Here is a 14526-nt window from a genome sequence, read left to right on the forward strand (position 1 = left end):
CTAGCTTTTCGAAAATCGGTCCGTAAGCCCCGGCCTTCTGGTTGAAGTGGCCCTATCAAATCCATTCCAGACACGACCATCCTTGGCTTGCTGAACAAAATGCTGTTGTTTGTTGTCGTCTGTGAAATTGAAGAGATCAACATTGACAGGTTCCGAGAAATAAACCCCGAAATTTTTGCCATCAATCCATCGAACCTCACCGGAAATGCGACCATATCCCTTTTTAATGATTGTGATCAGATCAAATGGTTGAAGCTCACCGTCGGTCCGGCCACCCATTCCATGTGCGGATAAATTGGTTACAAGAGCCGAGAACACAGGGGTATTTTCTCGTTCGATTTCTACCCGTATCAACTTGCGCGCGCGCGATGCCCGTTCTGCAGAAGGAGTCGCTTCCTGAGAATTATCAGAGCCAGAATTCGTCATTCTATATTTAACGGCCAGTTCCTCGAAACTCATTTTACGAGGTCAGTATCCGCAACTACTCCCTAAAAAACTGCTTGTATCTTACAGCAAAAGGCTAACCGTTGCAATGCGAAAGCAAGAATCTCGACCATTTACAGGTACCCAGTGATTGTGGTCAGCGTATAACGGGATTTTATCGTTTCCATCACCCGTGACAGGGCCACAAGTATTCTAGAGATATTCTTCCGGCTTGTTGGAGGCGCCCGCATTCATGATATCATCAACGGGATATCGGGGTGCCCACCTTCAGATGTTCGCGCCAGGCGATGAACAGGCCGGATCCGATGATGATCGGCGCACCCAGCCAGATCGACAGGCCAGGATATTGACCAAAGATCACAATACCGAAGAAGGTTGCCCAGATTAGTGCGCTATAGTCCATCGGCACAATCGTCGAGACCGGCGCATAGCGTAGGGACTGGGTTATCCCCAATTGCCCTAGCGCACCGAATAGCCCGATGCCAAGCAGATAGCCCCATGTTTGCAGATCATGACCGCCGCCGTAATAAAAGGCGCAGGCGGTCAGCACGGGCAGAGTGTAGACCGAGAACCAGAAAATGGTCGATGTGCTGGTTTCGGTACGGCCCAAAATGCGGATGATCTGAGTCACACCCGCCGTGACCAGCGCTCCTGCCAGGGCGATCGCCGCGCCGAAGGCGGGGATCAGCGATCCGCCCGGCTGGACAACGATCAACACGCCGACAAAACCGATCAGAATAGCCGACCAGCGGCGCATACCGACCTTCTCCCGGAGGAAAATAGCAGCGAACAGGGTCGCGAAAATCGGCACAGTGAAGCTGATCGTGGTAGCATCGGCAAGCGGGAGCAGCGTCATAGCCCAGAAATTGAGTCCCATCGCGAAAATGCCAAGAACCGACCGCAGAATGTGCAGGTGGTGCTTGTTGGAGACGATCGACGGCCAGCCTCTCTGGCTGCGCCAGATCAGGAAACAGATCAGCGGTATCGCGATTAACTGCCGATAGAACAGGCTTTCGGTGACATGCACGCCATGTTGGCCCGCCAGTTTGACGAATGCGAACATGATCGCCAGCGAAAGCATGGCACCGAGCCGGGCGAGGATCCCTGCGACAGGCCGGTTTTGTCCGATGCCACCATCATCGCTCATGCATTATTGCCATAAAAGATAGCGCTTCGGGAGTTGTGCATTGGCGCGGTTAATAGCATATAGCCCGCAAAAGCAATCAGGAGTATTTTCAATGCGCACGATTACCCATGTCCTTGCTTCCGGCGGGACCGCAGAAGCAGCACGCCAGAGCGAAATATTTGACCCTAATAATGGCGGAGTTCAGGGAAAAGTCGATTTGGGTGATGCAAAGGTTCTCGAAACCGCTGTCCAGTCCGCTTTGGCCGCCCAGCCGGAATGGGCGGCAACCAATCCGCAGCGGCGCGCGCGGGTCATGTTCAAGTTCAAGGAGCTTCTCGAGGCCAATATGGACGAACTGGCCGAATTGCTCAGCCGCGAGCATGGCAAGGTGATCGCCGATTCCAAGGGCGACATCCAGCGCGGGCTCGAGGTTATCGAATATTGCTGCGGCATTCCGCAGGCGCTGAAGGGCGAATATACGCAAGGCGCGGGTCCCGGAATCGATGTCTATTCGATGCGCCAGCCACTCGGCATCGGCGCGGGTATCACGCCATTCAACTTTCCGGCGATGATTCCGATGTGGATGTTCGGTCCGGCAATCGCGACCGGCAATGCCTTCATATTGAAACCTTCGGAGCGTGATCCGTCTGTGCCGGTCCGGCTCGTCGAGCTCATGCTTGAAGCCGGTCTGCCCGAAGGCATTTTGCAGTGCGTTCACGGCGACAAGGAAATGGTTGATGCGATTCTCGATCACCCGGAAATCGCGGCTGTCAGTTTTGTCGGTTCTTCCGACATTGCCCATTATGTCTACCAGCGCGGGGTCGCGGCCGGCAAACGCGTCCAGGCCATGGGCGGCGCGAAAAACCATGGCATCGTGATGCCCGATGCCGATCTTGATCAGGTCGTGGGTGATTTGTGCGGGGCCGCGTTCGGTTCGGCCGGCGAACGCTGTATGGCATTGCCAGTCGCCGTTCCGGTGGGCGAGGATACCGCCAACAGGCTGCGCGAAAAGCTCATTCCGGCGATTCACGCGCTCAAAATCGGTGTTTCGACCGATCCGGACGCGCATTATGGACCGGTCATCAATCATGCTCACAAGGACCGGGTCGAAGGCTGGATCCAGAAAGGTGTCGATGAAGGCGCCGAACTGGTTGTCGACGGTCGCGGTTTCTCGCTTCAGGGTCATGAGGAAGGCTGCTTTGTCGGTCCGTCCCTGTTCGACCATGTCACCACCGACATGGAAAGCTACAAGGAAGAGATATTCGGACCGGTGCTGCAGTTGGTCCGCGCCCATGATTTTGAAGAAGCCCTCCGCCTGCCGAGCGCACACCAATATGGCAATGGCGTTGCGATTTTTACCCGGAACGGGCACGCGGCGCGCGAATTTGCCAACCGCGTCAATGTCGGCATGGTAGGCATTAACGTGCCTATTCCGGTTCCGGTCAGCTATCACAGCTTTGGCGGCTGGAAACGCTCCGGCTTTGGCGACACCGATCAATATGGACAGGAAGGCATCCGCTTCTGGACCAAGGTCAAGAAGGTAACCGCCCGCTGGCCCGATGGCGGTGGCGACGGATCCAATGCCTTTGTCATCCCCACCATGGGATAATGTCGCGGTAGACCTCGACTGAGTTCCAAATCAGGACAATCGGCCCAAAATGCTGGAGTTTTCGGCATTTTGGGCCGATGTTCTGTTGATGGAGGCGAATATGGCTCAGCTTGGGCGGCAGCGTTGCTAGCGCTGTCTCCACGGACTTTCCTGCCGTCGGTGTTGCTGGCGATTGTGCTGTTCGCCTTTTTCCGACCGGACCATTTTGCGGCCGTGCCTGTATCAGAAGCAGCTCCCGCCTCTAGGCCTGACAAGCGCATCGCCTTCAGCTTTGATGACGCCCCGCGAAGTGCAGGCGCCTTTCTCGATCCGGATGAACGACCCCGATTGCTGATCGAGGCGCTCGAAACCGCCGGAATCGAACAAGCAGCTTTTTTCATCAATCCGGGACGCATTACTGCGCATGACAATGATGCCGCCGATATTGCGGCTTATGCAAGGGCAGGCCATGTTCTGGCCAATCATACCGCGAGCCACAGCAAGCTTTCCGCGGTATCGAGCGCTGTGTTCCTCGCCGACATTGATGCCGCGGAGACCTGGCTCAGGGACAAGCCCAATTATCGACCGTGGTTCCGCTTTCCGTTTCTTGACGAAGGCAGAAAAAACCGGGCCAAGCGCGATAGGATTCGTGCCGGTCTCAAACGGCGTGGCCTGATGAACGGCTATGTGACCGTCGATGCTTCCGACTGGTATCTGGAGGATATGGCGGTTGCGGCGACGAACGCGGGCAGGCTCATGGACTGGAACGCGCTCCGCGATCTGTTTGTTGAATCCTATGTGCAATCAGCGCGCTTTTCCGATGAGCTGGCGTGGCGGACACTGGACCGCGCGCCGGTGCAGATGATTTTGCTGCACGAAACGGATATGGCTGCGATGTTTGTCGATGATCTGGCAGCGGCGCTGAAGCGGGATGGCTGGACCATTGTCACCGCCGACGAAGCCTATCGCGATCCGATCGCTCATATGGAGCCGGATGTGGATTTCGCCGACGGGACACGGATCCAGATGCTCGCCGCCGAACGGAATGTCGGCAATCGCTGGTACGAGCGCAACAATCAAAAAGTAGCAAAAAAGCTATTTGCCGAGCGGGTATTACGCGACTAGACATCGCCGCATGAAGACGGGCAACATTATTCGCATCGCAATGCTGAGCATTGCTGTATCAAGTGCTACATCGTTGACAGCTCAGACGCCGGAACAGGTCGCGCAGCAGGTGTTGAGCAAACAGCCGGTTATCGATGGTCACAACGATGCGCCGGAGCAGATAACCGAGCGGTTCTCAGGCGATTTTTCGCAATTTGATTTCCGCAACACACTGCCGACCGCCGGAACCGGTCCGAAACCGATGCACACCGATATCGCCCGGTTGCGGCAGGGCAGGGTCGGTGGCCAATTCTGGTCGGTCTGGATCGATCCGGAACTACCGGAGTTTGAAGCCGTGCACCGGGTGATAGAGCAGATTGATATTGTTCACCGGCTGATCGCGCAACATCCGGAAGACCTGCAACTCGCGTTGACGGCTACCGATATCGAGGCCGCCAGGAAGTCGGGTCGCATTGCCTCGCTGATTGGCATGGAAGGGGGCCATTCGATCGGCAATTCGCTCGCGGTGCTGCGGCAAAGCTATGCGCTCGGCGCGCGCTATATGACGCTCACCCACTGGAAAACGCTCGACTGGGCAGACAGCGCGACCGATGCGCCGAAGAGCGGCGGCTTGTCCGAATTCGGCGTTTCGGTGGTGCGCGAAATGAACCGTCTCGGCATGATCGTTGATCTCAGTCATGTGTCGGAAGCCACAATGAATGACGCACTCGACGTGACCCGTGCACCGGTGATGTTCAGCCACAGTTCTGCCGACGGGGTTACCCGGCATCCCCGCAATGTGCCGGATGAAGTTCTAAGGCGGCTGCCCACCAATGGCGGGGTGGTGATGGTCACGTTCGTACCATCCTATGTCAGCGCCGCGAACCGCGACTGGGACGCCGCGCATAAAGCGGAAGAAGCTCGCGCGGCGGCCTTGCATCCTGGTGATGCATCAGCCCGCGAAGCCTATCTCGCCAGCTGGCAGGACGCCAATCCGATGCCACTGGTGACCGCCAAGGATATCGCCGACCATATTGATCATATTCGCGATGTCGCGGGTATAGATCATATCGGTATCGGTGGCGATTTCGATGGCATCAGCTTTACCCCTGATGATCTCTCGGATGTATCGACCTATCCTGTGCTGTTTGCCGAACTGGCAAACCGTGGTTATAGCACAGCCGACCTTGCAAAAATTGCTCGCGGCAACATATTGCGGGTAATGCGAGAAACCGAATCAACCGCCGCTGCTGCGGCTAAAAACAAGTAAATAAAATGACCCAATTTTCCCTGACTGAAGACCAGCTTGCCATTCAGGAAATGGCGCAGAAATTCACCGCTGATGCGATTACGCCCTATGCGGCCGAGTGGGACGAAAAACATTTTTTCCCGCGCGACGTGATCCGGCAAACCGCCGATCTCGGTTTCGGAGGTATCTATATCAGCGAGGAATCGGGGGGAATCGGACTGGGCCGGCTCGAGAGTGCGATTATCATGGAAGCCATGGCATATGGATGTCCCGCGACCAGCAGCTTCATTTCGATCCACAATATGGCGAGCTGGATGATTGACTGTTTCGGATCGCAGATGGTGAAGGACAAGTTCCTGCCCGATCTGATTTCTATGGAGAAGATTTCCAGCTATTGTCTGACCGAGCCGGGTAGCGGTTCGGATGCAGCGGCACTCAAGACCAGCGCCCGACGGGACGGTGACTTTTATGTCGTCAATGGCGGCAAGCAGTTCATCTCCGGTGCCGGCGTCAACGATGTCTATGTCACGATGGTGCGTACCGGTGATGACGGTGCGAAAGGCGTCACCTGTCTGGTTATCGAAAAGGATATGGACGGCGTCAGCTTCGGAGCGCCCGAGCGCAAGCTGGGCTGGAATGCCTCACCCACGGCGCAGGTGCATTTTGACAATGTGCGCGTGCCGGTGGAGAACCGCGTCGGCGATGAAGGTGAGGGCTTTCGCATTGCCATGGCCGGGCTTGACGGCGGACGGCTGAACATCGGCGCCTGTTCGCTGGGCGGTGCGCAGCGTTGTCTCGACGAGGCGGTAAACTATACAAAAGAGCGCAAGCAATTTGGCAAGGCGATCAGCGATTTCCAGAATACCCAGTTCATGCTTGCCGATATGGCAACCGATCTCGAAGCATCGCGGGCCTTGCTCTATCTGGCCGCCGCCAAGGTGACCGAAGGCGCGCCCGACAAGACGAAATTTGCCGCCATGGCCAAAAGACTGGCGACCGACAATGGCAGCAAGATTGCCAATGATGCGTTGCAGCTTTTTGGTGGCTATGGCTATTTGCAGGATTATCCGGTCGAGCGCTTCTGGCGCGATCTGCGGGTGCATAGCATTCTTGAGGGTACCAATCAGGTCATGCGGATGATCGTGTCGCGCGAAATGCTCCGGCAATAGGGAAATTATGACAGAAGATCTCATCATCAGAAAAACCGGGCGGGTTGGACATATCAGTCTGAACCGGCCCAAGGTAATTCACTCGCTCAATCTTGAAATGTGTCTGGCAATGACCGACGCGCTTCTCGCATGGCGCGATGACGATAGTGTCGAAGCGGTCATCATCGACCATAGCGAAGGCAGGGGCTTTTGCGCTGGCGGCGATATCGCGATGCTGCGTGAATCCGGCATGACTGACGGCAAAGACGGGCGCGCGTTTTTCTATAACGAATATCAGCTCAATCACCTGCTGTTTGAATATCCCAAGCCCGTGGTTGCCTTCATGAACGGCATCACCATGGGCGGCGGCGTCGGCATTTCACAGCCTGCCCAATATCGAGTGGCAACCGAAAATACACGCTTCGCTATGCCGGAAACGGGTATTGGCCTGTTCCCCGATGTTGGCGGCGGCTGGTATCTGTCGCGGCTCGAAGGGCGCCTGGGGCAGTTTCTTGCGCTCACCGGTGCACGACTGGATGGAGCAGAATGCAAGGAAGTGGGGCTGGCTACCCATTATTTGCCGTCGGACGCATTGGAAGAAGCCAAACAGCGAATTTCCGAAAAGCCCGACCGGATCGAAGGCATATTGGGGCAGCTATCCGGCAATATTCCCGAAGCGCGGATTGCCAAAAACCTCGATAAGATTGACAAGTTTTTCGCTTCCGACCGGTTTGAAGACATATTGGCGGCGCTGGAAGCCGACGACAGCGACTGGGCGGCGAAGGAACGCGATACATTGGGTACCAAAAGCCCGCAGACCTGCAAGGTTGCCCTGCGCCAGCTCAAGGAAGGCGCGGCGATGGACAGCTTTGCCGATGAAATGCGCAACGAATATCGCATCGGCTATCACGTGCTGGTGATGCACGATTTCCTCGAAGGCGTACGGGCCTTGATTGTCGACAAGGACAATGATCCGAAATGGAATCCGCCCACGCCGGAAGAGGTGACAGATGAGTGGATCGACGCGATTTTCGCGCCGCTGCCGGCAAATGAAGAATGGAAACCTTTATGACCTATGAAACCATCCTGACCGAGAAAAAGGGTGCCGTCACGCTGATTACCCTCAACCGGCCAAAGGCTCTCAATGCGCTGAACAGCCAGGTTCTCGACGAGCTGATCGACGCTTTTGCCGCGTTTCAGGCCGACGAGTCACAGAATTGCGCCGTCCTGACCGGTTCAGGCGACAAGGCTTTTGCCGCCGGCGCTGACATCAAGGAAATGTATGACAAGTCCGCGGCCGATTTCTATCTCGAGGATTTCTTCGCCAAATGGACCAGCCATATCGTCAAGGCGACCCGCAAGCCGTGGATCGCGGCGGTCAACGGCTTTGCGCTGGGCGGCGGCTGTGAACTGGCGATGATGGCGGATTATATCATCGCCAGCGACAGGGCGAAATTCGGACAGCCGGAAATCAAGCTCGGTGTTGCGCCTGGCATGGGCGGATCGCAGCGGCTGACCCGCGCGATCGGCAAGGCCAAATCGATGGAAATGTGCCTGACCGGCCGGATGATGGATGCTGAAGAAGCCGAACGTTCCGGTCTGGTGGCGCGGGTGGTGCCGCATGATGATTTGCTCGATGAAGCGCTGAAATCGGCTGCACTCGTTGCCTCGATGCCGCCGATGGCCGCTCAGGTGAACAAGGAAATGGTCAACGCGGCCTTCGAGAATAATCTTGAACAGGGCCTGGTCCACGAACGCCGTCTGTTCCAGATTTTGACAGCCACAGAAGACAAGAAAGAAGGCATGGCGGCCTTTATCGAAAAGCGCGAAGGCCAATGGAAGGGGCGGTAAAAAGCACTTTCAATCACTATGGATTTTACGGCTTTGATCGCTGACACATATTGGAGACTAAAATGAAAATCGGATTTATCGGCCTCGGCAATATGGGCGGCGGCATGGCTGCCAATCTCGCGAAAGCGGGCCACGAGGTCTATGCCTTCGACCTCTCCGGCGAAGCGCTCGCGAAGGCGGGTGAAGCCGGCTGTCATCCGGTCAGCGATGCCGCACAGGCGGTCCAGAATATGGAAGCCGTGGTGACAATGCTTCCGGCCGGCACCCATGTTCGCAAGGTCTATGAATATGAGATCATCATCAATGCCAATCCCGGCACATTGGTGATCGACTGCTCGACCATCGATGTCGACAGCGCGCGTGATGTGGCGACGATGGCGGAGGCCAAGGGCCTTGTGCCGGTGGACGCTCCGGTGTCCGGCGGCATCGCGGCGGCCAATGGCGGCACCTTGACCTTCATGGTCGGCGGCAGCGACGAAGGCTTCCGGCGCGCCGAACCGATCCTGTCCGACATGGGCAAGGCGGTGATCCATGCCGGCGGCAATGGCGCGGGGCAGGCGGCAAAGATCTGCAACAACATGCTGCTCGGCGCATCGATGATCGCGACCTGCGAGACCTTCAAGATGGCCGAGAAGCTCGGCCTCGACCTGCAGACATTCTACGACATCTCATCCAAGGCTTCTGGCCAGAACTGGTCGATGACCAGCTATTGCCCGGTGCCCGGCGTCGGTCCGCAAAGTCCCGCCGATAATGGCTATGATGGCGGCTTTGCAGCCGCGCTGATGCTCAAGGATCTCCGGCTTGCAATGGAAGCGGCCCAAAGCGCCGGCGCAGACGTGCCGATGGGCGCGGAAGCGGCAAAGCTTTATGAGCAATATGCCGAAGCACAGGGGCAGGGCGGCAAGGATTTCTCTGGGATCATCAACATGCTCGACAAGGGCTAATCGCTCATGCCGCCTCTATGGATGCTGCTATGCGGCTTGTCCGGCACGATTGCCGTGATTTCGGAGCTTGGCAACCGGCGCCGCAATAATCGCCGCGACATTGAAGATGTCGGCTTCATGCCGTGGTCTACCGTTACAGCTATGTCTTTGCTGACCTTCGGGATATCCTTTGCCTTTGGCATCGGGCTGCTCTCAACAGCGTAATCAGTCGCTTACAGGCAGGCTTCCAGAAAAGGCTGATCAAAGCCATATTGCCGTGCTTTTTCGAGCGTATAGGGTCGCAGGCCGGCCGATTGATATTCGCCGATGATCTTGCCGTCGGCATCCTCGTCGAGATATTGATATTTGAACAGTTCCTGGGTCACGATCACGTCGCCCTCCATCCCGATTACCTCGGTGATATTGGTCGTGCGGCGTGAACCGTCGCGCAGACGTTTCACCTGGACGATCAGATCGACCGATTCCGCAATCTGGCGGGAAATCGCCTCTTTCGGGATCTTGATATCGCCCATCAAGATCATGTTTTCCATACGGCCGAGACATTCGCGCGGACTGTTGGCGTGGAGCGTACACATGGAGCCGTCATGGCCGGTGTTCATGGCGGCGAGAAGGTCGAAACATTCCGCGCCACGAATCTCACCCAGGATGATCCGGTCGGGACGCATACGCAGGGCGTTCTTGACGAGGTCGCCGATGGTGATTGCACCTTCGCCCTCAAGGTTCGGCGGGCGGGTTTCCAGCGGCAGCCAGTGTGGCTGCTGCAGACGAAGTTCGGCAGCATCCTCGATGGTCAGCACGCGTTCGCCGGGATCGATCATCTTCGACATCGCGTTGAGCATGGTCGTTTTACCGGAACCCGTACCGCCGGAGATAACCACGTTGAAGCGGCAGGCACCGGCAATCTTGAGCGCGGTACACATTTGATCGGACATGGATCCGAAGCCCTTCATCATGTCGAGGGTAATCGGCTTCTCGGAGAATTTACGAATGGAGATTGCCGTGCCCTTGAGGCTCAGCGGCGGCACGATCACGTTGACACGCGAACCGTCTTTCAGACGGGCATCGGCAAGCGGCGTGGTCTGGTCGACGCGGCGGCCGACCTGGTTCACGATCCGCTGGGCGATCTGGAACAGATGCTCTTCATCGCGGAACTGGATCGGAGCGATTTCGAGCTTGCCCTTGATTTCAATATAGGTCTGTTCGGGGCCGTTAACCATGATATCCGATATATCCGGATTGCCGAGCAACTCTTCCAGCGGTCCAAAGCCAAGCAGTTCGTCGACCAGCACTTTTTCCAGTGCAAATTGTTCACGCCGGTTGAGTGTCAGTTTCAACTCGGTCAGCACTTCCATGATGATCGGGCGGAATTCTTCGGTCAGCTCTTCCTTGTTCAGCGTTGCGGCGGCCTCAGGGTCGACGCGTTCAAGCAGTCGCGGGAGAACCTGTTCCTTGATTTTATGGACCGAGGCACCGAAGCCCTCATCCTTGTCAGCTGCTTCGGCCAATGGCTGCGAGCGTTCGGACAGTCGCGCCATCGCATCGCTTATCTGTTGATTTCCGGCAGATGGTGCACCGTCGCCAGAAAGCGGGTCGGATCCGATCGGAGGAAATTGGTTGCCACCCAATTTATCCTCGGGATTTTCGGAATCGGTAATCTTCTTGCCGCCCCCGCTCATCGGCTTTGCAACCCCAAAGGATGGCTTGCCGCCACCCAGTCCGTTTTTCTTGCCAAATGCGCTCATGCTGTTCTGTCCGATATGTCTGATATCATACGATCCGAGTTTCCCCTTTCTCCGAAAATGGTTAATAAAACGAAAAATTCGTCCGATTGAGTGTCGCGGTTGTTTGTCGCTTGCGTGGCGGAGAACAGCCGCTAAGCCATGAAAATGGACAAAAAACGAGCTTTGGGTGCTGACCATTCCGGTGAGCGGATGACTGCTGCAGGTGGCATCACACTGGCGCTTGTTGCCTTTGCCGGTTTTCCGGTTGGCGACGCCATCATCAAGTCGATGGCCGGAGACTGGCCCGCACAAGCGGTTGCGGCATTGCGCTTTACCATTGGTGCATTGGCTCTGTCGGTTATATTATTCCTGAGGGAGGGGCGGCGAGGCTTTTACATCAATCGGCCGTGGCTCCACATGGCGCGCGGCTTTGCGTTGTTTGTCACAACGATCACCTTTTTTTCCGCGATTTATATCATGCCGCTGGCCGATGCAGTGGCGATATCGTTTATCAATCCGATTCTGACGGCGCTATTTTCTGGCTGGTTTTTGAAGGAGAAGATGCGGCCCGGCACCTGGGTGGCAACGATCATTGCTTTTTGCGGAGTGTTGATCATGTTGCGGCCCAATGTGGCGGCTTTTGGCTGGGTAGCCATTTTACCTCTGATCTCTGCCCTTTCGATGTCGACAATGCTGATTCTAAACCGGATGGTATCGAGCCAGCGGTCGATATTTGCGGCGCAATTTTACATCGCCTTCTGGGCCGCTATATTTCTGATCATCGCTACCGTGATAGGCCATTGGATGGTCCCGGTCATGGCAATTCCTGATATGCCCGATTGGGACGTTGTCTTGCGCTGTGTGCTAGTGGCACTGACTGCAACCGGTTGTCATTTTCTGCTGTTCATGGCGACGATGCGGACGACGGCGGCAGCAATCGCCCCGATCGTCTATATTCAACTGCTTATCGCGACGTTGATCAGTGTTTACGTCTTTGGTGATCCAATTGACCGGACCGCTATGCTGGGCGGATTATTGATAATTTTCAGCGGTTTGCTGCTGTGGCGCAGCGAGCGGCGAGCCTAGCCGGTCTCGGAAGCTTAGCGAGTTTCGGACGCTTGTTTCAAAAGTGCTAGATGCTGATCGACACTATTTTCGATGGAATTGGAGCGTGCATGTTCTTAGCGCCTCAATCGGTTGTGCGAGGGTAGAATCTGCTCGACAATGGCTTCAGCGAGGGCCTCGGGGTTCAAAAAGCTACCGTGTCCTGTCCGATATCACGTAGCAGCTGGCTTCCTATAGAAAATGAACGACAGGCTTGGAAATGGAACTTGTCATCGACCGTTCGATGGCCGCACTATGAAAGATATTCATATCGGCCGCGTGCTCTCCCTGCCATTGGTCGGCAAGAGGTGAAATAAATGCAAATATATCTCACCAAGGACGGCGGTAGTAGCGAAACTAGCTAACAGCTTCCGCCAGGACAGTCAGGCCGTGTTCGTTCACTTCGGCAAAGCCGCCCTGAACGCTGATCGTTTCCGGTGCCGCGCCTTCGCTGGCGTAGATGACCAGGTCGGCATCGCGAATTGTCGCCATTACCGGTGCATGATTGGCGAGCACGCCGAAATCACCTTCGGTGCCGGGCACAACCACCATGAACACATCATCCGACCGGACGAGCTTTTCAGGGGTTACGAGTTCGAAATGCAGGTTTGCCATGTCTTTTCAATTCCCAAGCCCTCTCCCGTGAGGGAGAGGGATATAGTGGATTAGGCCGCTTCCGCTGCCATTTTCTTGCCTTTTTCGATCGCTTCCTCGATGCCGCCGACCATGTAGAAGGCGTTTTCCGGAAGGTGATCATATTCGCCGTCGACAACTGCCTTGAACGACTTGATCGTGTCTTCGAGATCCACGAACTTGCCGGGGATGCCGGTAAAGACTTCCGCAACGTGGAACGGCTGCGACAGGAATTTCTGGATTTTCCGCGCACGGGCAACGACCAGCTTATCTTCTTCGGAAAGCTCGTCCATGCCGAGAATGGCGATGATGTCCTGCAGCGACTTGTACTTCTGCAGCACTTCCTGAACCGCACGGGCGGTATCATAATGTTCCTGGCCAACAACGCGAGGCTCCAGAACGCGCGATGTCGAATCGAGCGGGTCAACAGCCGGGTAGATGCCTAGCTCCGAAATCGCACGGTTCAAAACGGTCGTTGCGTCAAGGTGGGCAAAGGATGTTGCCGGGGCAGGGTCGGTCAAGTCATCGGCAGGAACATAAATGGCCTGAACCGATGTAATCGAGCCCTTGTTGGTTGAGGTAATGCGTTCCTGCAGTGCACCCATGTCGGTCGACAGGGTTGGCTGATAGCCCACAGCCGAAGGAATACGGCCGAGCAGTGCGGACACTTCAGAACCAGCCTGGGTGAAGCGGAAGATGTTGTCGACGAAGAAGAGAACGTCCTGGCCTTCCTGATCGCGGAAATATTCAGCGATGGTCAGACCGGAGAGAGCAACACGCGCACGCGCTCCGGGAGGCTCGTTCATCTGGCCGTAAACGAGAGCCACTTTGGAACCTTCGGAGGTCGCTTTGCCGTCCTTGTCCTTGGCGATCACGTTGGCGTCGAGAAATTCGTGATAGAGATCATTACCTTCGCGGGTACGTTCACCAACACCGGCGAACACAGAGGTACCGCCGTGGCCTTTTGCGATATTGTTGATCAGTTCCTGAATAAGCACAGTCTTGCCCACGCCGGCACCGCCGAACAGGCCAATCTTGCCGCCCTTTGCATAAGGTGCGAGCAGATCGACGACCTTGATGCCGGTGACGAGAATTTCATTCTCGGTGGACTGATCAACGAAAAGAGGGGCTTCTGCGTGGATCGGTGCGGAGGATTTCGCGCCAATCGGGCCAAGTTCGTCAATCGGCTCGCCGATCACGTTCATGATCCGGCCAAGCGTTTCAGGGCCAACCGGCATCATGATCTGCGAACCGGTGTCGGTGACTTCCTGACCGCGGGTCAGGCCTTCGGTCGCATCCATGGCGATAGTACGAACCGTGTTCTCGCCGAGATGCTGTGCTACTTCAAGCACCAGCCGGTTGCCGTTATTGTCGGTTTCCAGAGCCGAGAGAATTGCCGGGATATCCGCGTCAAAGGTTACGTCGACGACAGCGCCGATGACCTGTGAAATGCGGCCTATATTTTTGGTTTTTGCCATTTTTCCGTTTCCTTGCGTACGTGCTTTAGAGCGCTTCAGCGCCAGCGATGATTTCAATCAATTCGGTGGTAATCGCGGCCTGACGGCTGCGGTTGTAAACAATCGTGAGGTTGTCGATCAGATCGCCGGCATTGCG

At 56.3% G+C, this 14526-nt stretch carries 15 protein-coding genes; 9 read left to right on the forward strand and 6 right to left on the reverse strand.

The genetic code is table 11. The features are described 5' to 3' along the window. Both ACN0WX_RS12730 and ACN0WX_RS12735 read right to left on the reverse strand, forming a co-directional pair. Positions 1-459: a hypothetical protein gene (locus ACN0WX_RS12730; RefSeq protein ID WP_417622705.1), complete on the reverse strand. Its 459-nt coding sequence runs from the start codon at positions 457-459 to the stop codon at positions 1-3. 226 nt (positions 460-685) lie between these two features. Beyond that, entirely contained in the window at positions 686-1591 is a 906-nt protein-coding gene (locus tag ACN0WX_RS12735) for a DMT family transporter (RefSeq protein WP_417622706.1), read from the reverse strand. Positions 1592-1682: 91 nt separating this feature from the next. Here ACN0WX_RS12735 and ACN0WX_RS12740 point away from each other — a divergent pair, with 91 nt between their 5' ends. The 8 genes from ACN0WX_RS12740 (at position 1683) to ACN0WX_RS12775 (ending at position 9658) form a co-directional block, all read left to right on the forward strand. After that, complete coding sequence (locus ACN0WX_RS12740) at positions 1683-3179, forward strand: CoA-acylating methylmalonate-semialdehyde dehydrogenase (RefSeq protein ID WP_417622707.1); 1497 nt, start codon at positions 1683-1685, stop codon at positions 3177-3179. A 123-nt stretch (positions 3180-3302) separates the two neighbouring features. Further along, the gene (locus ACN0WX_RS12745; protein WP_417622708.1) at positions 3303-4283 is read left to right on the forward strand and encodes a polysaccharide deacetylase family protein; all 981 of its coding nucleotides are present in this window, start codon (positions 3303-3305) and stop codon (positions 4281-4283) included. 10 nt (positions 4284-4293) lie between these two features. Continuing rightward, positions 4294-5532 (forward strand): dipeptidase, encoded by a 1239-nt coding sequence (locus ACN0WX_RS12750; RefSeq protein ID WP_417622709.1) that lies wholly within the window; start codon positions 4294-4296, stop codon positions 5530-5532. Positions 5533-5537: 5 nt separating this feature from the next. After that, entirely contained in the window at positions 5538-6680 is a 1143-nt protein-coding gene (locus tag ACN0WX_RS12755; protein WP_417622710.1) for an acyl-CoA dehydrogenase family protein, read from the forward strand. Positions 6681-6687: 7 nt separating this feature from the next. Next, positions 6688-7731 (forward strand): enoyl-CoA hydratase/isomerase family protein, encoded by a 1044-nt coding sequence (locus tag ACN0WX_RS12760; RefSeq protein WP_417622711.1) that lies wholly within the window; start codon positions 6688-6690, stop codon positions 7729-7731. Next, positions 7728-8510 carry an enoyl-CoA hydratase-related protein gene (locus tag ACN0WX_RS12765; RefSeq protein WP_417622712.1) on the forward strand — a complete coding sequence of 261 codons (783 nt, stop codon included), beginning with the start codon at positions 7728-7730 and terminating at the stop codon, positions 8508-8510. Before ACN0WX_RS12760 ends, ACN0WX_RS12765 begins: the two co-directional genes overlap by 4 nt. Before the next feature lie 62 nt (positions 8511-8572). Beyond that, positions 8573-9454, forward strand: a complete 882-nt coding sequence (mmsB, locus tag ACN0WX_RS12770) for a 3-hydroxyisobutyrate dehydrogenase (RefSeq protein ID WP_417622713.1) — start codon at positions 8573-8575, stop codon at positions 9452-9454. A 6-nt stretch (positions 9455-9460) separates the two neighbouring features. Next, on the forward strand, positions 9461-9658 hold the full coding sequence (locus tag ACN0WX_RS12775; protein ID WP_417622714.1) for a hypothetical protein: 198 nt from the start codon (positions 9461-9463) through the stop codon (positions 9656-9658). Between the two features lie 8 nt (positions 9659-9666). Here ACN0WX_RS12775 and ACN0WX_RS12780 read toward each other — a convergent pair whose 3' ends face one another. Beyond that, entirely contained in the window at positions 9667-11196 is a 1530-nt protein-coding gene (locus ACN0WX_RS12780; protein ID WP_417622715.1) for a CpaF family protein, read from the reverse strand. Positions 11197-11340: 144 nt separating this feature from the next. Here ACN0WX_RS12780 and ACN0WX_RS12785 point away from each other — a divergent pair, with 144 nt between their 5' ends. Further along, positions 11341-12261, forward strand: coding sequence for a DMT family transporter (locus ACN0WX_RS12785; RefSeq protein WP_417622716.1), 921 nt, complete (start codon positions 11341-11343; stop codon positions 12259-12261). A gap of 375 nt (positions 12262-12636) precedes the next feature. Here the strand turns inward: ACN0WX_RS12785 and ACN0WX_RS12790 are convergent, their stop codons facing one another. The 3 genes from ACN0WX_RS12790 to ACN0WX_RS12800 form a co-directional block, all read right to left on the reverse strand. Further along, entirely contained in the window at positions 12637-12894 is a 258-nt protein-coding gene (locus ACN0WX_RS12790; RefSeq protein WP_417622717.1) for an ATP synthase F1 subunit epsilon, read from the reverse strand. 50 nt (positions 12895-12944) lie between these two features. After that, positions 12945-14390, reverse strand: a complete 1446-nt coding sequence (gene atpD, locus ACN0WX_RS12795; RefSeq protein ID WP_417622718.1) for a F0F1 ATP synthase subunit beta — start codon at positions 14388-14390, stop codon at positions 12945-12947. A 25-nt stretch (positions 14391-14415) separates the two neighbouring features. Continuing rightward, a partial coding sequence (locus ACN0WX_RS12800; protein ID WP_417622729.1) for a F0F1 ATP synthase subunit gamma occupies positions 14416-14526 on the reverse strand: 111 nt, incomplete at its 5' end.

The sequence above is a fragment of the Parasphingorhabdus sp. genome (genome assembly GCF_048269915.1).
Taxonomy (GTDB): domain Bacteria; phylum Pseudomonadota; class Alphaproteobacteria; order Sphingomonadales; family Sphingomonadaceae; genus Parasphingorhabdus.

Coding starts and splice junctions, on each gene's coding strand:
- ACN0WX_RS12730 (WP_417622705.1), bottom strand. CDS start 459: ATGAGTTTCGAGGAACTGGCCGTTAAATATAGAATGACGAATTCTGGC.
- ACN0WX_RS12735 (WP_417622706.1), bottom strand. CDS start 1,591: ATGAGCGATGATGGTGGCATCGGACAAAACCGGCCTGTCGCAGGGATC.
- ACN0WX_RS12740 (WP_417622707.1), top strand. CDS start 1,683: ATGCGCACGATTACCCATGTCCTTGCTTCCGGCGGGACCGCAGAAGCA.
- ACN0WX_RS12750 (WP_417622709.1), top strand. CDS start 4,294: ATGAAGACGGGCAACATTATTCGCATCGCAATGCTGAGCATTGCTGTA.
- ACN0WX_RS12755 (WP_417622710.1), top strand. CDS start 5,538: ATGACCCAATTTTCCCTGACTGAAGACCAGCTTGCCATTCAGGAAATG.
- ACN0WX_RS12760 (WP_417622711.1), top strand. CDS start 6,688: ATGACAGAAGATCTCATCATCAGAAAAACCGGGCGGGTTGGACATATC.
- ACN0WX_RS12765 (WP_417622712.1), top strand. CDS start 7,728: ATGACCTATGAAACCATCCTGACCGAGAAAAAGGGTGCCGTCACGCTG.
- mmsB (WP_417622713.1), top strand. CDS start 8,573: ATGAAAATCGGATTTATCGGCCTCGGCAATATGGGCGGCGGCATGGCT.
- ACN0WX_RS12775 (WP_417622714.1), top strand. CDS start 9,461: ATGCCGCCTCTATGGATGCTGCTATGCGGCTTGTCCGGCACGATTGCC.
- ACN0WX_RS12780 (WP_417622715.1), bottom strand. CDS start 11,196: ATGAGCGCATTTGGCAAGAAAAACGGACTGGGTGGCGGCAAGCCATCC.
- ACN0WX_RS12785 (WP_417622716.1), top strand. CDS start 11,341: ATGGACAAAAAACGAGCTTTGGGTGCTGACCATTCCGGTGAGCGGATG.
- ACN0WX_RS12790 (WP_417622717.1), bottom strand. CDS start 12,894: ATGGCAAACCTGCATTTCGAACTCGTAACCCCTGAAAAGCTCGTCCGG.
- atpD (WP_417622718.1), bottom strand. CDS start 14,390: ATGGCAAAAACCAAAAATATAGGCCGCATTTCACAGGTCATCGGCGCT.